The organism is Porphyromonas sp. KLE 1280 (assembly GCF_000700805.1).
Lineage (GTDB): Bacteria > Bacteroidota > Bacteroidia > Bacteroidales > Porphyromonadaceae > Porphyromonas > Porphyromonas pasteri.
Genome location: NZ_KL362965.1, coordinates 140,702 through 159,280 on the forward strand (window position 1 = coordinate 140,702; position 18,579 = coordinate 159,280).

The following is an 18,579-nucleotide window of genomic DNA, read 5'->3' on the forward strand; positions in this document are numbered from 1 at the left end:
CCCGAAATCTCACCCTCACCTGCTACAATGCACCCCTTTCCCGCCTCCTTCGCCTATACATTATATATATATAGAGGTTGTTGCTCCGCATAGGGATACAGTTGCGGACGAGTGGCAGATAAGTTTGGACTACGTACGTGGATCTAACATCTACGTACGTGGATATTTGGGTTTACGTGCCTGGCCTTTAAGACTACGTACATAGACAGAGGAAAACTACTACGTGATGGCGCTTTTTTCTTCACGAGAACGATGCTTTTCCCTCCGCTAGATAAGAGGAATACGCGCGATGAGGCGAAGGGAAAAGCGTATCACTTCGGAGAGGTATATCGGGGAGTGGGGTGTGCGAACCTATATAGGTCGCTACTCCGACCAATATAGGTCGACGCGACGACCAGTATAGCTCCGCGTCGTGACCTATATAGGTTCACCCGCTGACCAATATAGGTCGGTAGCAGCCCCTCTCGAGAAGGGGGTGTTAGGAGGCTATGGTCATGCTGCCGATTATTCTCATCTTTACGCTACCAAATCACGCCGAGGACATCCGTCCCTGCTGGCTAAATAGTGAATAGACAATGATGAATAGCATACTATATAGAGTGCGACTGATGGCTCTCTTCCTGCTTGCGGTGGGTGGAAGCTACGGCACGTCGCAGGCACAAGAGGATTATCGCATGTTCGAGGCTAAGACGCCTCAGTTAGACCCCGCCTATGCCAAGGGCGTGTCGGGGCATATAGCGGGAGAACTACGTCCGGGACTACTTGTGATGGCTGGTGGGTGTAACTTCCCCGACCGCCCAGCACGAAAGGGTGGAGCAAAGCGCTACTATTCAGAGATCTATATCGGCGAGTATCTTGGCGCAGTGCATCATGCTTGTGAGGCAAAGGCTTCGGAGCTGGATATGGGGTGGAAGCTCGTAGGGCATTTGCCCCACCCAACGGCCTATGCGGCCTTTCAGCTGTATGATGATCAGCTCATCGTCGCAGGTGGGCAGTCTGCTGCGGGAGACCTAAGTGACGCCTATATCATTCAGCTGAGCGATAGCCTTGACGTGGAGATCACTCCGCTACCCAGCTTGCCAGAGCCTCGTAGTGGGATGGCTTCAGCTCTCATAAAGAATGTGCTCTACCTCATCGGGGGCCATGTGAATGGTAAGCTCTCCAATACCGTCCTGTCTCTTGACCTCAGCAGTCCGCAAAAGGAGTGGCGTGAGGAGACGCCTTATCCGCATAGCCCTTTCCTCAAGCTCGTAGCTACAACGAATCTGGGTGAATACAGCACTCCTTCCTACGTCCCGTGCTTAGTTGTTATGGGGTCGTTCACGGGTGTAGATGAGCCTGATCAGCGAGTCCAGGCCGATGTCACCTATATGACTTATACACCTCAGACGAAGCAGTGGCAGACTTATAAGATCGCACCCGATGACCCCATCGCTGCCCATGGCTTTGGGGGCGGTTATGCTTGGCGGTACGAGGCCATCTTCTCTGGTGGGGTGCGGGCTGACCTCTTTGTGACGGCACTCCAGCGAGAGAAGGATCTGAAGGATGCGAAAGCTAAGGACAATCGTCGACTGGTGAAGAAGCTACAGGCAGAGCAGCGTGCTTATCTCAGCCATGACCCTGCATGGTATGGCTTCTGTAGCGAGTGGTACTCCTTCGATAGGTCGAGAGGGAGGGGGGAAGCGAAAAGCGGATTTCACTTCGATGGCCGAGCAGATGCCGTCTATCTGGATAGGTTTTCTTCTATGATGGATGGTATGCTCATTGGAGGGGAGACGATGCCAGGTGTGCGTACTCCCAGCATCGTCATCTTTACGACAGCCTGCGATCCACCGAAATTTCATGTGATGATCGACCCGAATTACCAGCAGGGTAACTCGGGCTCTCCCAAATAATTACCGATAGCCTGTAAGAGAAAGTCGCGAGACGATAAATACACGTCCCCACCCGTAGCTGAGGCTGCGGGTGGGGACGTGTATTTATCGGTGAGGCCTATTCTTCGTATCTTTGCACGCCCTGAAAGGGCATGAGAATGACGTGCTCACAGGGACTTCCATAGAGTTTATTTCGCTGATGGTTCGTGGTATATGCACGCGACTGGATTAACCCTCATAAAAATTCGAACAGATGATATTTGAAACGCTATTTTTCATCACGCTGGTGGTCATCATCTGCCTGCTGACCATGCTGGCGAATAAGATCAAGATCGCTTACCCTATCTTGCTCGTTTTGGCCGGCTTGGCGTTGAGCTTGGTGCCTGGAATGCCACAAATAAAGGTGGAGCCCGAATGGATCTTTATTATCTTCCTTCCACCCTTACTCTTCGAAGCGGCCTATAGCGCTTCGTGGAAGGAGCTATGGAAGTGGCGACGCATTATCTTGAGCTTTGCATTCCTTGTCGTCTTCATCACGGCTTGTGTGGTGGCCCTTGTGGCGAACGCTATCTTGCCCGGCTTTTCTATTGCTTTAGGCTTCTTGCTCGGGGGGATCGTCTCGCCTCCTGATGCTGTAAGCGCTCAGGCGATCATGCGCTTTGTGAAGGTGCCGAAGCGTTTTTCCTCCATATTGGAGGGGGAGAGCCTCTTCAATGATGCCAGCTCCTTGATCATCATGCGCGTGGCCCTCGTTGCCGTTGGTACGGGGCAGTTTGTCTGGTATCAAGCAGCTGGTAGCTTTGTGTGGATGATCGTGGGCGGATTATTGGTTGGACTGGCGGTGGCTTGGGTGATGATCAAGCTACATCACTACCTGCCTACCGATGAGAAGATCGATGTGGTCTTCACTCTGATATCTCCCTATATCATGTATCTCGCTGCCGAAGAGGTCGGGGCATCAGGAGTAATAGCCGTTGTATCTGGAGGCTTGTACTTGAGCAGCCGGATATCCTCTTCATGGATAGTAGTTCTCGCTTGAGTGGATGGAACTTCTGGCATAACTTTGTCTTCCTGCTGAATGGTCTTGTCTTCCTACTTATCGGCCTGGACCTACCCGAGGTGGTCGCTGGTATGCGTGAAGGGGGGATGAGCTTGTCCACGGCGACGTGGTATGGTCTCTTGATCTCGGCGGTGCTCATCTTAGTTCGTCTGGCGTGCAGCTATGGGGCAGTCATGACCACGCTCTTTATGCGGAGATTCATCAAGGTGGCTGACCCGAACTACTATGGCCTGCACGTTCCCTTCGTCTTGGGCTGGTCGGGCATGCGCGGTGTCGTGTCCTTGGCCGCCGCTCTCTCCATCCCGATGATGACTGAGGCGGGGGTGCCTTTCCCAGAGCGCTCGATGATCATCTATATCACCTTCGTAGTGATCCTGGTGACCCTGCTTCTACAAGGGCTCACCCTGCCTATCTTGATCGAGCGGATGAAGCTCCCTGCCTTCAATGATTACCTCCCCGAGCAAGAGACCGAGTCAATCATACGCAAAGGCCTTGCCGATGTCAGCTTACGCTACCTCAGGGAGAATGAGGTGTGTGAGCTCATCAGCGATAGCCAGCACTTGCAGTCGATGGTCTCCCACTGGATGACGCAGCTGGAGGAGGAGGGGCAGACCCCGCTCTATGACGCGTCGAATGAGCTTTATTCGAATATCTTGGATCAGCAGCGCCTGTACCTCTATCACTTGAATAAGGAGCATGCTAATATCAATGAGGATATCGTGAATCGCTTTATTCAAAGGATCGACCTGGAGCAGGAGCGCCTGAAGTACGAATAAGCTCTGAAAGCAATCGTCCCCACCCGCAGCCGAGGCTGCGGGTGGGGACGTATCGTTTCTTAGGGCTGACGCATCCATGTACAAGCCGTTTTTCTCCGAGGAGGTGGCGTGACGCAATTGGAGGCGAGAGTGAAAGTAATAGTCGTTCGCACTCAAACCAGTAGTTGTTCCGAGTGCGGACGAGTAGTGGTTTGCATACGGACGAGTAGTGGTTTGCCCCGAAACCAATAGTCGTCCGTATGCAGAGCAGTAGTCGTTTGCGAATCGACCTGTCAATCATCACTCACTGGGCGCTATAGCTATGGAGCTACGTCTCGCAAGGGGGGATTATTCTTCGTAGCTTTGCATATCATCAAACCCTATAAACAACAAGTCGCATGAAAATCGAAATCGGAGAGTCCCTAGCCGTGAGCTACCTCAAGCACGTGAAGAGATGCGTGATTTATCAGACGAACTGGAAAAGCTCGAGTCAGTGGGCTTTTCTTGGTGAAGGAAAAGACGCAAGTGAAGCTTTTGAGAGGCTTGTAAAGGATGGTCTATTATCATTTCAAGGAAAGACTAAGCCCAGCTTCTCACAGTTTTTAAAACAGGCTGAAATAGATATTCTTGGAATTAACCTCTTCGAAAAGAAGATGTATGTGATGGACATCGCCTATCATGAGGACGGGCTGAATTACAAGAACGAGGATAGGACAATAAAGAGCTTTAAGAAGAAGCTTCTGCGTTCCTATCTGCTTCTACGCAGTTACTTCCCCGAAGACTATAAGTATGAAATTATTTTTGCCTCCCCTAAAGTTAGACCCAAGCTAAATAAAGAGCTTGAGGATGCAACTGAAGCGCTTAATGATCTCAGAGATGATGTGCTATCAAAGGGGGCTGTGGTGTTTAAGTATATTGCCAATGATAAGTTTAAGGATAAGATCTTGGACCCGACTCTTGAGGCAAGTAAAGATGATGCAGATACAAATGAATTGTTCTTGAGGTCATACAAGCTACTCAGTATGCCTTATACCAAACCTCAGCCTGGAAAAAAGGAAGGCTGATGCCACTGACTTTGTTCCTGTAGAGTAAGAGTTCTAGGATTAGGTAGAGCAATAGTAATCGTCCCCACCTGTAGAGGCTGCGGGTGGGGACGATTGCTTTTAGAGAGGCTTATGGGCGGAGCGCCTTAGCCCAAGCTGTAGGTGTGGACGCTGACGCCTTGGGCAGAGGGTAGGTAGTTGATGCCCCACCAGCACATCTGCAGGAGAATGAAGGAGATGAAGAGCCCCCAGAGTGCTGCACGGCGGTAGCGGTCCGAACGGATGCGCACGTGGATATAAGCCAGATAGGCGAACCATGTCGCAGCAGCCCAAGTCTCCTTGGGGTCCCACGCCCAGTAGTGCCCCCAGGCTTCCTTCGCCCAGAGTGCACCGAAGAGAATACCGACAGTCATGAACGCCCAGCCGACTTGCACGAGGTTGTCACAGATATCCATCTCATGCTCATTGATGGGCGACTTCTTGAACCACAGTAGGTATGCCGACATAAGTGCAGCGGCACCCAGCACGGCATAGGCGAACATATAGACGATGACGTGCGGAGCGAACCATGGGCTCTGCAGCGCTGGCATGAGCGTCTTGTTGTGGATGTCGGGGTTGACGATATTGATCGTGGTGAAGACGCCTGCCAGGATGGTGCTGAAGGCGAGGATCCAAGGGTAGCGCCAGCGCGAATAGACGATCAGCCCCGCCGTGGGGAGGAAGAAGGCGTACCACAGGCGGGTCTCACCCATCGTGCGAAGGGGTGGACGCTCCAGCGACATCCACAGTCCGAGGATGAAGGCGAAGTAAACGAGCAGTCCCGCAGCGGTGAGGAGATAGGTCGGGAGTGGACGCTTTTTCCAAGCCGTCCAAGCACCACCCGCCCACAGAAGGAGGGCAGGGATAGCGAAGAATATGAAGGAATCCCAAGTCATGAGGATAGAGTTGATAGGGTTGGGGTGAAGAAGCAGAAGGAGTAGGGTAGCTTGTCCGTGAGCCATTGGAGCGGTGCACGCTCGGGGTAGGGACTTCCCCTACACTCAGGTCGCCTTGCTTAGCGGCGGCGCTTCTGTGCTGTGATGAAGGTGAGGATAGCGCCAGCCAAGAGTAGGTAGATACCCACATAGACGGCGGGGAGCCAAGGGTCCTTGACGAGCTCAAAGGTGCTGGTCTCGCTCCAGCGACCCATCGCTTCATCATAGCTGAGCTGGTAGATCTTCCATCCGTCGACCGTCACGGGCTTGTTGACCTCGACGGTGGCGACGATGTTCTTCTGCGTCTGCGTATAGATATGGACACGTGAGGCGTAGCGCTCGGGTTCGCGGCGTGCCATCACGAGGCTCAGGTCCTTCGTGAGCTTCAGCTCTTGGAAGGGGAAGAGGTAGCTACCGCAGGTGACCCATCCGATGATGGGCTTGCCCACTTCCTTGCCGTTCTTCATCGGTTGGGCTTCGACGAGGAGTGCCGTCACAGCGCCCGATGAGCCCCACTCCACGTACTTCGTCGTGTCGTCCGCCATGACGGGAGCTGCGAGGGGATAGTTCTTGTGTACACGGATGCGCCACTGCGACAGCATGCCTTCCTGGAAGTGCTTATCGATAAGGACGATCTGTGGGTTCTTCTCTGGTATGGACTTCCCTGTCTTACTATTGATGAGGAGGAGCTTGGGGGGATATTCGTCGATGGTGAACTTCTCCAGCTGGATGGCCAGCGGTAGCTCCATGAAGCCCTGATCGTGGGTGGCGCGCCACTCAGGCATGTCGGTGGTGGCCTTGAGCTTCACACGCTCCATATCGGCACTGCCGAGCGTCGCAGCGACGATGGCGATGAAGAGCCCGATGTGGGAGAGCAGCGAAGGTAGCTCTCTCAGGTGGAAGTGTAAGATCTGTCGTATTGCGATGAGCCCCACGATGCCAGCGAGGCGGGCGTAGATAAGCACGAAGGGCCAGAAGGACAGCATTCGAGTGAGACCAATGGGGTCAATGGCTCGCTCGTGGGGGGCTACCTGACGGGTGAGCCCCATGGCTACGGTGAGTATAGCTGCGTAGATGAGTGTGGGGACAGCCGCCTCGACAGTGAAGAGGAAGGAGAAGAGGCGGATCCGATGACGTAGCGCGTAGATGATGATGAGCAAGAGGAGGTAGAGAGCAAGGACGATGGCATTCACCGGGAAGGCGAAGGCTGACCAGTCAATCGGGCCTGCCGTGTACTGCAGCAGTAGCCCAACGAGGATCAAGCCTGCACCAGTGACGAAGCCTTCTCTCATTTTCCAGAGTGCGTTGAACATAGACGGAGAAGCGGTTGGGGTTGTATCGAAAGCGCGGCGGCAGACGATGAGGTCTGTCGCCGCGCTGAAGTCAAGAGGATATTCAGATGATGTGTGTCAGGGCAACAGGCTCGGCTTAGAGCTCGATGAGCTTGCCTTGCGCCTTAGCCGACTGCACCCACTTAGGTACGACGGTCTTCATGAACTCTGCCTTATCAGCCTGGAGCTTCTTGCCGTCGACGCCGATATAAGCCCAAGCCTTTTCCTTCGTGGAGATGTCAGGCATGGGGACGTCACCAGAGAAGCCGTGGCGTGCCAGTACCTTGGCGATGGCAAGGCGAGCTTCCTGAGCATAGCCGAGGCTCTGACCGAGGATACGTGTCACTTCCTGTGGCGCGTGGAAGGAAGCACCGTGGCTGGCGACAGCGAAGTCCCAGCGCCACTGGCTCTTGCGGATGGACTGCAGGGCAGACTTCATCTCGGCTTCGGTAGCGCCGCTATCCCAAGCGTACTTAGCTTCGATGTGGGCCTTAGCGAGCTCCTTCTCTACGCGGTTGCGCACGTCATTGGCCATGCGCTGACGTTCGTAGACGTTCTGACGGAGTGTCTCTGCATCCTCACGGTGGCAGGTCTGGCAGGTCTTATCGATCTTCGCCAGAGGGCTGACGATTTGGTGGTCGGAGTACTTCACGCCACCTTCGCTCACGTAGGGCATATGGCAGTCGGCGCACGATACGCCGCGCTGTCCGTGGATACCCATGCGCCAGAGCTCATAGTCGGGGTGCTGTGCCTTGAGAATCGGAGCACGCGAGAGCTTGTGCGTGTAGTCGGAATAATCCATCTCATCGTAGTAGGCTTCGATATCCTCGACCGTGAAGCCCTTGTCGTGGGGGAAGGTGAGGTACTTGCCGTCGCCCTTGAAGTAGTACTCAGTGTGGCACTGAGCACAGACGAGCGAGCGCATATCTTGGTGCGACTGCTGAGAGACATCCTGTCCACGGCGTGACCACGCTTCGTAGAGCGCAGGGCGCGCAGGCTTGAGCTTCATGGTACGGGCATCGTGACAGTCGGAGCAGCCGATGGTGTTCACGATCTCGGGTCCCCACTGGCTCCAGGGTGCCTTGTAGAACTCGGCGATACCCTTCTCCTTCATGATGCGGGGTACGTCGGGGCTCTTACACGTCTAGCAGGTACCAGGCTGGATATCCTTGTTGCCGTTCACGCCAGGGGAGCCGGTACGAAGGATCTCGTCCATGTCTTCGATAGCGTGCTTGTGTCCACGAGGCGTGTTGTACTCCATAGAGAAGGAGTAGCCAGCCCATAGCACGACCATCTCGGGGCGGGCAGCGAGCACGTCGACACGCTGCGAGCTATTGAATTCACCTTGGTAGGTGGTGTCGGCGGTCTTGAGCCACGTCTGATATTCACGGGGGAAGTCTTCGGCGAACAGCTCGTTCTGTGCCACGATAGCGTCCTTGAAGATGTGCTTGCGGTTGTTGTAGATGCTCACCACCTCGGCGCGGCGCTCCAGGAGGGAGGAGACGATGAGTCCGAGGACGAAGACTACGACCATAGAGCCTCCGAATAGGAGCCATCCCTGCCAACGTTTTAATTGTTGTGCCATGATTTTGAGTCTCTTTTATTTGTTATTCTGATATTATGCTTGCGTGGTGAGGATGCTTAGTTCAGCATCTTCTGCAGCCAGTCGGGCACTGGCGAGTCGGGTAGGGGTACTTCGGCCCCTGGGGTCGAGGAGAGGGAGTTCATTCTGCCGTGGGCCACATCGCGGTGGCAGTCCCAGCAGGCTTTCCCTTCGTCGCACTTGGCGTCCATGTAGGTGATGCGCCCCGTGTTGACAAGCTCGGTATTGAGGGTGGCGTGGCAGCGCACGCAGTTTTCCATGATTACCTCAGCGCTCTCGTCGATGGCTTGGATGGCCTGACGCTCTTGGCGCGTGACGAACTTGTAGACGTGGTTCATACCGTCCTTCCCCTTGAAGAAGTATTTGCGGAAGACGTTGTCGTGCGGTACGTGGCAGTCGTTGCACGTGGTGTTGCGGGCGTGGGCACCGTGCATCCACGTGGCGTAGTAAGGAGTCATGATGTGGCAGTTGACACAGGCCGAGGGGTCATCTCCTAAGTAGGTGTGGAACCTAAGCAGATAGAGGAAGAGCCCACCTAAACCCACCACAACGCCACACACGAGCAGCATGGCCACCTTGGCACGGTAGCTCAAGCGCGGTAGTCGTTGGAGGAATCGGTTCATTATCATGAGGTCTAAGTGATGAATACGTCACAAGTATAATCAACTTTTCTTTGCTCCTACAGCCAATTTCTTTAGCTTTTTAAGGAAGCTACTGCGTTGGTATTCTGCGCCGTTAAGGTGTTTGAAGGACGTGCTCTTTTATTGGTGATAAATGGGCGGGGAAGTGTAAAGGGAAAAGGTGTTGTAGTTCAGAAAGGGTGGCCTAAAATAACCGAGAGGGACCAGATGATTTAGTATATTTGTGGGAGTAATATCTCTTAGCCTAACTGCTGGAGATTCTAAGTCAATCATAATATTAATTCGGATGAAATCATTAATTGATCAGTTAACTGACGAAGAGAAAGATCTATGTCGAGCTATACGAAAGCTGGATGAAAAGAGCGATACAGAGGTTTGCTATAGGCTTCTTGGAAATATACTTGAGGATAAGTTGAGAAACGCCAAAATCTACTATCGAAATGCAAACGATAAAGTTGCGGTATCGGTATCTTTGAGTAAAGATGTGTCTGGTAAAGAAGAGATAGAAAAGGAGTATAATGAGATTATCCGGTTACTTCATACGACTCTCAATTTACTCCAACAATTGGAGAAAGGTGATTACATTAGTTTTAAAGCTTCGGAATTTCAGAAGTTTAGAGAGCTAGACTTTGGGGGAGAATACGAAATGTTGTGCCCCAAAGAAAGAGGGAAAGAGATAACAGATCCCACTATAATAGATCTGATGAAGAAGTATCTTCCCAAGTGTATCTCTGTTAATCCGGGGTTTAGGGATGAGAGAGGCTTTTAGAATAAGCTCAAGCTGACTAACACCATAGCCGAAGCGACGTCGTCGCTTCGGCTATGGTGCTTTTGGGGGGGGTGGAGGAAGTGGCGCCTGTCCACAAGAAAAGCTATCTCGGTGTACAGTCAAGTAAAAGCACCTATAAGCCAAACTTCTTGGGGCTTTCTTTATGGTCAACTTCCCTTGGATCGAAATCCATCTCTATGGGAGGGCAGTGTGAACCTATATAGGTCGCTGAGTCAACCTATATGAGTGCGTGGGTAGAGCTATATAGGATGGCGAAGAATGCTATATGGCTTTGGACTGATTCCTGTATAGCTTTGTGAAGTGACCTATATTAGTTTGTTGCTCCGCGTAGGGATAAAAGTTGTGGACGAGTGGCAGAAAAGTTTGGACTACATACGTGGCTCTAATATCTACGTGCGTTGATATTTGGATTTACGTGCCTGGTCTTTAAGACTACGTGCGTAGATAGAAGAATTCCACTACGTGAAGGTGCTTTTTTTTCACGAGAACGATGCTTTTCCCTCCGCTGGATAAGAGGAATACGCGCGATAAAGCGAAGGGCTTATGTATCACTTCGGAGAGGCATATCGGGGCGCTGGGCGTGCGATGCCTTAGCACTCGAAATAGAGGACAGGACTCTCGGTAACAGTCTCAATATAGGTTCATACCTCTCCCCTCCAGCGGAAGGACTGTACCTCTCGGTATACCATATATTATCGTACTTTTACGGGGAACAAAACTTATCGTTTATGAAGAACAGATACACTACTTTCCTCTTTGGTATAATGGCCCTTGTTGTCATGTGCCTCCTCACTGGATGTGCGACGCTACGTCCTCCTACCATGCGTGTCAATAAGGACCTTCGGGCATATAGTCATGTCTATGTCCCTGCAACTCAGAGTATGGATAGTCACTCGGGAATACCCGTAGCAGGAGTTGTCATCCCCTATTCTCAGTCAGTCAATCCCCGCGATGTGATAGCTGGTGCTTTTGCTAAGAGAGGCTTCGTTGTCCTACCCAGCTTAGATGAGCGCTTTAGAACCAAGACCCTCATGGTGAGCTATGGTGAGAGCGGACGACGCAATGTCGTGTTGGGCTTAGGTTATGCGATAGAAATAACTATCCAGTTGGTCTCGGCAGAGACGGGAGAGTTGGTGGCTACTACGACCGCAGAGGGATGTGGTAGTACAGAGGCTGATGATATTAAGCAGGCTATCACGAGGGCTTTGGACGCACTATTCAAATAGCCCACTCATAATAGGTAACCTAATAAAAAGCGAATCGCTGTAGGAGCATCTCCTGCAGCGATCCGCTTTTTTTGTGTAGGGGGCGTCGTGGCTACTTGAGGCGGGCGGCGATCTTGTCGCCGAGGACGCGTATGGCTAAGCGTGCAAAGAGATAGTACTTGGCGCACTTGGCGTAGAGTGGGCGGTCGGGCGTCACGATGATCGGGGTGTAGGCCTTGTTGTAGTTGGCCTTGAGCGCCTTCTTATGGCCGTAGACCCCTGCCGTATCAAAGATGGAGTAGCGCAGGCCAATCTCTTGGGGCTTGTCGAGCATGCGGTAGTCTTTCCCCTCGACGAGCGTGGGGCGCATGGCTTCGATGACCTTGGTGTACATGACGGGGCCGGTCGTGCGCAGGACACCCCACAGACCCGCTCCGTGGCGGAAGGGCGTGTATTCGTCGATGTTGCGAAGCATCTGCAGGATGACGGCACGCAGGATGGGGTGACCCGCTACGGAGGCAATGCACCACTGAATGTATTCGCCACGAGGAAGGGTGCCCAGCTCGGGGTAGATGCCGATGCCTTCATACTGCTCGCCAGGGCGGTTGTCCCAATGCGTCAGGATGAATTGGTCTTCAGGGTGCAGGACGTCCTTGAGGGGCTTGTCCAAGGAGGACTTGATGTCAAGGTACACGCCCCCCAGCTGGTAGACGAGGAGGTAGCGGAAGAAGTCGGCACGGGCGGCGCCATAGATGGGTGCGATGCGCTGGTAATAGCCCCAAATGACTTCGCCGTAATGCTCGAGGATGAAGGCCTTGATGTCTTCGTCGTCGAAGAGGTGATATTCGTATTCGGGGTTCAAGCGCTTGATGTGCTCGATGTTCTGTTCGATCTCGTGAGGCAGCCCGATCTTCGCTCGATAGGTCTGGAAGATGTGTCGGCTGATCTCCTTGCCCAATGCCTTCTCCGGCACTAATTCCTGATAATTGATGCTCATCGCTCCTGTTTAACTTTATCGCCGCCAGCCAAATCGCAGCTCATCGGCGCCTCTGCAAAGGTAGTGAAAAGGGGAGGGAGTGCGGGGAAAGGGCTTTCCGGCTCTCGAGATACTCTCTTATGAAGGCATGCCGATCCAGCGGTGATACAGAGACCTTGGTTTTATCGTTGGTGAAAGGCTCTTTGGGCAATGTAGTATAGCTCCTTGAAGAGGCTAGGGACCTCCTGAGTCCAAATGGCTTCATCATACACCCACGCGAAGGGTGCGCTGTAGCTCTCCCATATGAGTCTTGCTTGCTGATCCACGGCTTTAATGAGGGGACGAATACCGAGTACTTCGCCAGCACGATCCATCATGAGGTGCCAGTTCTCCCCAATGGATCCGTCGGTCTCGGGAGATCCCTCGCCGGAGAGGAAGCATACGAAGTCACTGGTGTCAAAGGGGAAGAGCGTGTGGCAGGTGGCTATTTTATAAATGTCGTGAGCTAATACGTCTGGCAGCTGTTTGTCGCTGTAGCCGAAGGTGGATATATATAGTGCTACACGTAAGATGCCGGTTAGGTTTCTGCAGACTGGTGCAAAGGCATACTTTGAGACTTTATTCGTTAAGGCTGCATTAAAGATGAAACTGATGGCGCTGTCGATCTCTCTGCGTCTAGCCTTGATATAGGTGATCTGCTTCGATCGCCAGCCGGGTAGTAGGGTCATGGATTGCTCTATAGCTCTCAAGTGTTTGTCCCTGCGGTCTGTCGGTGTGCCGGTCAGCTCTGCGATTCGTATGACCGCCTGCCTCCAAAACGGGATTAGGGTGCTTACCCAAGCATGATGTAGCTTAACTAGCTCCTGGGGATCTTCTTTCTGGAGAGCATCTCTTACTTCTGTAATCGTCATTGTATTTGCCTTGGAATCTTGATCTTGCGGTACAAAGATAGGGTAGGGAGATCAAGGTGTATGCTAATCCAGAGCCCAGGCATGGCAGGCTCGGTGTGCGCCTTGGATCTGATCGAGGGGTGTCGGAGTATGGGATCAGCGAGCTCGTATCTCAAGGCTGATGGTCGGTTGTTGCTCCAGAGAGCTGAGGTCGATGAGGAGCTGCAGTATGGATGCTGTTAGGGGGGCATGTGCATGGATAAGAGGTTTGTGTCGCGGTTTGGGTTGTTTATTTTTTTTAACTTTGCATCCGAAAAGAAGCAAATTCGACACCTCTGGTCTCATGTCGATAGATCGGGGGGGGCTTTGCGTCTACTTCAATGGAGGATAGGGCTTGTCTTGTGATGGGTCTGTCTACTCGCTAGTTTGTTCCTTCTGTCTAGCTAATATATATAGACTTGGGAGTCCTGGGAGGTTTGGGGAGGATGCTGGGTTTGCAAAGTGTTTATCAGTAACAATTAATTAGAGAATGAAAAAACTGTTTATGCTGTTGGCTGTTGTGGGGATCTTCGCCTCCTGCTCGAAGGAGACGCCCGTTGTGTCAACTGAACCCAAGGCGCAGGATCAAGAAGCGCCTATCACCCTGTCTGACGGAGGTGCCGACGGAGAGGAAGGTATTCGTCTAAGCCTCCGCTTGGATGTTGAGAATTTTGAAGAAGTGGCTGGTGGCTTTGATGCTGCTCAGCAGGCGAGAGCCGTTATCCCTCACATCAATACTGGTGCTGCGAATAAGAAGCTGATCGACCTTCGTGCTTATGTCGATGGAGTGGGCCCGGCCAAGGATCGCCTTATGGGTATGATTTATCTCTATAATAAAGGCGGGGAGGTTGTCCCCTTCAATGCCCCCTTCCGTGTCTATAACGATGGTAAAAGCATCGGTTACGATGGTCTAGTGTCTGGTTTCCCTGAGGGCTCTGGCTACAGAAAGATCTTTGATCGGATGGTGGCTGTTCATATGCGAGACTGCTATGTCTCGGTTATTATCGGCAATAATCCCTGGGGCCTAAACTTCACCAACAAGGGTCCTCACGTCATTACGAGTTGGGACGATAACGTGGAGCTCCCTAAGAACTTCGTGATGCTTAAAAGTGAGCATAACGCAGTTGGGTGGCGTTACACCAAGGGTGGAAAGGTTCATGAGATCAGCACTGCGGGCAATGTTCGCATGAAGCTTAAGATGATGGGTTATCTCATGATGGCTCGTATCCACAATACCTTCCCTCAGTATGTCATGAGGATTAATCCAACGTCACAAACTCCGTATACTGATGCTAGCGGGAGCAAGGGCTATCGTGCTCTTCGTCCAGATCTGCGTACCTATCTGGATGTGTCGTCTACGCTCTCTGTGGCTCTGGATCAGCAACTCGACTTCAGGATCGATAATCAGAGTAAGAAGGGTCACTTCTATATGCAGTCTGGGGGGGCGCGCAATGCGAACTTCATTCCTGGGGGTGGCTACCTGACGTATAATAAGGTGCTTCAGGTCCCTGTTTCGACTACTCCTGCAGGTGAACTGCCTGCTAAGGGTGATATGGTGGTAGCTATGTACTTCCCTCAGGTTGATGACTATGGTTCGGTTGGCATCAGACTTGCTGACAACTACTTCTATGATGGATCTGCATTCTCGCTGGCTCCTGGCATTGGCTATCAGACGCTCGGAACTCTTGTTGATAAGTTTCAGAAGTTTAAGCCTACGGTTGGAACTTCAGCTCCGTATCGTAGGGGCGTCGATAACAAGGTCTACTATCCAGTCTTTGAAGTAGGACCTAAGACTATGAGTAGTACAAGACCAGTGAAAAATCCTATCTTGTCCACCTACATAAACAAGACTAAAGGTATTCAGTGGGAGGCTATTCCTTAATAATCATAACGAAGACTAGAAACTAAGATGAATAAGATATATAAGGAATCCTATCAGGCACCTGAAGCTAAGACCTTCGTGCTTCCGCAGTCTCTCCACCTGCTCGTAGGGTTCTCTTTCGACGGAGATCTCGAGGATCCAAGCTTCGATGATAACTGGGGTCTGCCTGGTACTCGTTCTGGTAGTAACCTCTAGTAGCTTCCACGCGAAGTCACTATGCCCCTAGTTCTAGGGGATACAACAGGCGCCTCACGCTCCATACAAGTCTTTGACTTGGCAGAGCGTGAGGTGCTCTCCTTTTATCTCTATAGTATTAGAAGCCGAGATCCTCACACTACGGAGGGTCTCGGCTCTGCTCTTTCTTGAGGGGAGGAAGCAGCGTTTCCCTTCCCTTGCCTTGGTGGGTGGAAAAAGAACCCTACGGTGGGTCTTTTTGGCGATCCACTGTCAGTCCCAAAATGGGGCTTCTGAGATGCCCTCTACAAGTAGGCTGGATAGGGGTGAGAAAATGCTCAGGGAGGTGTGTCGGGAATTGGCGTGGAGGACAGAGGATTTCCTTGGCGAATGGGGTGGGGAGGTGTTTAGGCGGCTGCGTCGGAAATTAGTGTGGAGGACGATGGTACCTGTCAGCTCGGTGTAGAGTAGCTCGTACTCAGGACTGCCGTCGAAGTCATCGTGGAGCTTGTACCCTGAGAAGACCGCTTGGATGGACTTGTTGCCCAGGAGGATGGGGGCGAGCCTATGGGGAAGGGGCTCGGGAAGCTCTTCGGAGAACTCCTCCATTAGGATGGAGACGAGGGTGTCATACTTGGAGCAGTGGAGTCCCTGATAGAGGACTTCACTGGCCATTGCCTCCGCTTCGAGGTGCGAGAAGCCCTGGGCTACGCTATCGCAGTAGGAGGAGAGGGCTAGGTCTACACGAGCTCCGATGAAGGCGCTGTCGGTCCTTAGCTCGGGATGATGGTCTCTGAGGTAGCCTTCCAGCTTGAGTCGGAAGTAGGAAAGCTCTTTCTTGGTCTGATTCATACACACAGAGCCACTGTCGTGAGGTATAACTCGAAGTCTTGGATGATGGCAGGCGTGAATTCCATCAGTCCAATGTCCTTACGCTTATACCGGTGCACTAGGAACTCGAAGAAGTGCCTACGCAGGACGCTGTACTTCTGCAAGCTCTCCTTGCTGATGGTGTGCCCCACGCGCTGACGGATGTCATCGATGAACTTGTCAAAGACAGAGAGAAAGGTGCTGAACTCCTGGACCTGCCCGAGGTAGGCGGAGCGGAGCTTGTCGAGCGAGATCGTTTGGTCGTCTTGGTACTTGTGGTAGAGGGAGTGGAGGCTAGCAGAGATGGCATCTAGGTTAGCATTGACAGCGAGGGCTTCGGAGGAGCGTCCCTTCTGCCGGCTGGTTCTGCTATTCCACTGTGCCTTGTCTACGAAGATCTTCGTGGAGCCAAGATTGCTCATTGCTCCTCCGAGGAAGATGCGTAGCATGACGGGCGACTTGCCTTCTTTGTTCTCGTAGTTGGAGCGTAGGTAGAAGGACACCTTGAACGATTGTCTCATAATGCATCATTCTTTAGTGTAGCACGTGCTACAAAGTTACTTGCTTACGCATTGAATGAGAGCACGTTGCTGCCTTCAAATAGCCCTTCATTTAGCCGTCACTGCTACACTAATTGCTACGCTTCGATTTGTGTAGCAGTTTCTGTAGCAGAATTTGACCGATTGATGACGATTAGACCCTAGGGGTAAGCCGTCAGGTCTATGGACTGCGTACAAAGAAAAATCGTTGTAAGACCATGTCCTACAACGATTTACTCTTGTTTTGAAGGCTTCTGTGACGACCATTTTGCAGTCACTTTGAAGCCTCTTTGCGGAGAGAGAGGGATTCGAACCCCCGGAACCTCTCAGTTCAACGGTTTTCAAGACCGCCGCAATCGACCACTCTGCCATCTCTCCATGGTCAATTTTACCCCGTCTAAAGCCCATCCGCAAGGGAGGGTAGGGGGCTTAACCGATGCAAAGATAGTCTATTTCGGTGAATTTGCAAGAGCAGACCTGTCGGAGAGGGCAATGTCTCCCTCGTGAGGCGGGGAGAGAAGGGCGAGTCGTGGGACCTGCCGCCACGCCTGCTCGCTGGGGAAGTTGTACCTTTGTAAGAAGGCCGCGGTACTGCGGTCACGCACATCGCCTAATACATTATATATATGAATAAGTTCAAGGGCTTCCTCTTCGGGATGACTGCATCTGCGACCTTCGGGCTGCTGCCCCTCTTCACGCTGCCGACGATGGCCGAGGGCATGACGACGGATAGCATCCTCTGCTATCGTATGCTCTTCGCTTCGCTGCTGGTGGCCGTGCTGATGATGGTGCGTCGGGTGAACTTCTCCCTAGGCGTGCGCGAGCTGAGTTGGCTCGTCCTCTTGGGCTTCTTCTACTATGGGTCGGCTACTCTGCTCTTCCAGGCCTATGGGAGTATGTCGAGTGGGATGGCCACGACGTTGCACTTCCTCTATCCAGTGGGCGTGACGCTCATTATGGCGGTGCTCTTCAAGCAGCGTCCTTCGCCCTTCACGATCATTGCTATTGTCCTGGCGCTCTCGGGCGTGGCACTGCTCTCGCTGCGAGGGAGCGAGGGAGTGGAAGGAAGCGCTTCGCTGGTGGGCATCCTGTTGGTCCTGCTCTCGGGGCTCAGCTATGCGATCTATCTTGTGACGGTGAATAATGTCCGCCGCATCCGCGAGATGGACAATCTGAAGCTGACGCTCTACGTCCTCCTATCCAGTGCGGGCTTCTTCCTCATCAATGCGTCCTTCAATGGCGGGGTACAAGCGATCCCCAGCGGGGCGGCTCTGGTCAACCTCCTACTGCTGGCCTTCCTCCCTACACTGGTGTCGAATCTCTCGCTCGTGCGGGCGATCAAGAGTATTGGCTCGACGCTGACCTCGGTCCTCGGGGCGATGGAGCCGCTGACGGCTATTGTCATCGGGGTGGTGGTCTTCGGCGAAACGATTTCGGGGACGATGGCTCTGGGGATTCTCCTCATCATCGTAGCGGTGACGATCATCGTGCTTTCGCCCCTCCTTGATAAGAATATCGCCGAGCGCCTGCGCCGTTTTGCTCAGCGACCCATTGGGCGGAGGTAAGCCGTCTTCAGGGGATTTGTTCCCGCTATATCTCTCCTATTACCAAGGTGTTCCTTGTGATGAAGGGCTCTCCTACGGGAGGGCCCTTTGTCGTTTGCGTGGGAGCTGAAAAATCAACCAGTACTGGTCGCTGAGTGGACCAGTACTGGTTGCCAATAGTGACCAGTACTCCTTCGCATCGTGACCAGTACTCCTCCGATCGATGACCAGTACTGGTTGATTTTTCCTCTTCTGAGGAGGGGGATTTGCCTCTGTAGGAGAGGGGCGTGGGAGGCGCGAAATAGGGGGCTTCGATGTAACCTACTTTATGGTCTATTCGTATTGTCTAAGGCGGGAGATTTGGTGAATTCAAAACATATCTCTTAATT

General features: G+C 52.7%; 14 protein-coding genes, 1 tRNA gene and 3 pseudogenes. 9 read left to right on the forward strand and 9 right to left on the reverse strand.

Annotated elements, in window-relative coordinates:
• Positions 1-608 precede the first annotated feature (608 nt).
• From HMPREF1121_RS08680 to HMPREF1121_RS06925, 4 genes are all read left to right on the forward strand, one after another.
• Entirely contained in the window at positions 609-1,895 is a 1,287-nt protein-coding gene (locus HMPREF1121_RS08680; protein ID WP_052353640.1) for a hypothetical protein, read from the forward strand.
• 232 nt (positions 1,896-2,127) lie between these two features.
• Positions 2,128-2,913: a cation:proton antiporter gene (locus HMPREF1121_RS08900; protein WP_255327147.1), complete on the forward strand. Its 786-nt coding sequence runs from the start codon at positions 2,128-2,130 to the stop codon at positions 2,911-2,913.
• Positions 2,892-3,710 carry a cation:proton antiporter domain-containing protein gene (locus tag HMPREF1121_RS08905; RefSeq protein WP_255327148.1) on the forward strand — a complete coding sequence of 273 codons (819 nt, stop codon included), beginning with the start codon at positions 2,892-2,894 and terminating at the stop codon, positions 3,708-3,710. The genes HMPREF1121_RS08900 and HMPREF1121_RS08905 overlap by 22 nt, the downstream gene beginning before the upstream one ends.
• A gap of 377 nt (positions 3,711-4,087) precedes the next feature.
• A complete protein-coding gene (locus HMPREF1121_RS06925) occupies positions 4,088-4,753 on the forward strand; it encodes a hypothetical protein (RefSeq protein WP_052353641.1) in 666 nt (221 codons plus the stop codon).
• Between the two features lie 125 nt (positions 4,754-4,878).
• Here the strand turns inward: HMPREF1121_RS06925 and ccsA are convergent, their stop codons facing one another.
• The 4 genes and pseudogenes from ccsA to nrfH form a co-directional block, all read right to left on the reverse strand.
• Complete coding sequence (ccsA, locus tag HMPREF1121_RS06930; RefSeq protein ID WP_044115629.1) at positions 4,879-5,667, reverse strand: cytochrome c biogenesis protein CcsA; 789 nt, start codon at positions 5,665-5,667, stop codon at positions 4,879-4,881.
• Between the two features lie 119 nt (positions 5,668-5,786).
• Positions 5,787-7,019 carry a cytochrome c biogenesis ResB family protein gene (locus tag HMPREF1121_RS06935; RefSeq protein WP_044115530.1) on the reverse strand — a complete coding sequence of 411 codons (1,233 nt, stop codon included), beginning with the start codon at positions 7,017-7,019 and terminating at the stop codon, positions 5,787-5,789.
• Positions 7,020-7,134: 115 nt separating this feature from the next.
• Positions 7,135-8,622: pseudogene (gene nrfA, locus HMPREF1121_RS06940) on the reverse strand (ammonia-forming cytochrome c nitrite reductase).
• Between the two features lie 56 nt (positions 8,623-8,678).
• Positions 8,679-9,269, reverse strand: coding sequence for a cytochrome c nitrite reductase small subunit (gene nrfH, locus HMPREF1121_RS06945; protein WP_044115531.1), 591 nt, complete (start codon positions 9,267-9,269; stop codon positions 8,679-8,681).
• Positions 9,270-9,567: 298 nt separating this feature from the next.
• Between nrfH and HMPREF1121_RS06950 the strand changes: the two genes are divergently transcribed.
• Together HMPREF1121_RS06950 and HMPREF1121_RS06955 are read left to right on the forward strand one after the other, a co-directional pair.
• Positions 9,568-10,050 (forward strand): hypothetical protein, encoded by a 483-nt coding sequence (locus tag HMPREF1121_RS06950; protein WP_044115532.1) that lies wholly within the window; start codon positions 9,568-9,570, stop codon positions 10,048-10,050.
• A gap of 749 nt (positions 10,051-10,799) precedes the next feature.
• Positions 10,800-11,297, forward strand: a complete 498-nt coding sequence (locus HMPREF1121_RS06955; RefSeq protein WP_044115533.1) for a hypothetical protein — start codon at positions 10,800-10,802, stop codon at positions 11,295-11,297.
• A gap of 91 nt (positions 11,298-11,388) precedes the next feature.
• Here HMPREF1121_RS06955 and HMPREF1121_RS06960 read toward each other — a convergent pair whose 3' ends face one another.
• Positions 11,389-12,273 carry a glycosyltransferase family 32 protein gene (locus tag HMPREF1121_RS06960; RefSeq protein WP_044115534.1) on the reverse strand — a complete coding sequence of 295 codons (885 nt, stop codon included), beginning with the start codon at positions 12,271-12,273 and terminating at the stop codon, positions 11,389-11,391.
• A 161-nt stretch (positions 12,274-12,434) separates the two neighbouring features.
• Positions 12,435-13,163: a hypothetical protein gene (locus HMPREF1121_RS06965; protein WP_044115535.1), complete on the reverse strand. Its 729-nt coding sequence runs from the start codon at positions 13,161-13,163 to the stop codon at positions 12,435-12,437.
• A 508-nt stretch (positions 13,164-13,671) separates the two neighbouring features.
• Here HMPREF1121_RS06965 and HMPREF1121_RS06970 point away from each other — a divergent pair.
• Both HMPREF1121_RS06970 and HMPREF1121_RS08820 read left to right on the forward strand, forming a co-directional pair.
• A complete protein-coding gene (locus HMPREF1121_RS06970) occupies positions 13,672-15,063 on the forward strand; it encodes a hypothetical protein (protein WP_044115536.1) in 1,392 nt (463 codons plus the stop codon).
• A gap of 27 nt (positions 15,064-15,090) precedes the next feature.
• Positions 15,091-15,258 (forward strand): hypothetical protein, encoded by a 168-nt coding sequence (locus HMPREF1121_RS08820; RefSeq protein WP_156946064.1) that lies wholly within the window; start codon positions 15,091-15,093, stop codon positions 15,256-15,258.
• 414 nt (positions 15,259-15,672) lie between these two features.
• Here HMPREF1121_RS08820 and HMPREF1121_RS06975 read toward each other — a convergent pair.
• The 3 genes and pseudogenes from HMPREF1121_RS06975 to HMPREF1121_RS06985 form a co-directional block, all read right to left on the reverse strand.
• Positions 15,673-16,089, reverse strand: a pseudogene (locus HMPREF1121_RS06975) (DUF1896 domain-containing protein); the annotation flags it as partial.
• A 2-nt stretch (positions 16,090-16,091) separates the two neighbouring features.
• Positions 16,092-16,628, reverse strand: a pseudogene (locus tag HMPREF1121_RS06980) (phage integrase SAM-like domain-containing protein); the annotation flags it as partial.
• Between the two features lie 311 nt (positions 16,629-16,939).
• Positions 16,940-17,024: transfer RNA gene (locus HMPREF1121_RS06985), tRNA-Ser, on the reverse strand.
• A 248-nt stretch (positions 17,025-17,272) separates the two neighbouring features.
• Here HMPREF1121_RS06985 and HMPREF1121_RS06990 point away from each other — a divergent pair.
• Positions 17,273-18,211 carry a DMT family transporter gene (locus HMPREF1121_RS06990; RefSeq protein WP_044115537.1) on the forward strand — a complete coding sequence of 313 codons (939 nt, stop codon included), beginning with the start codon at positions 17,273-17,275 and terminating at the stop codon, positions 18,209-18,211.
• Positions 18,212-18,579: the final 368 nt, after the last annotated feature.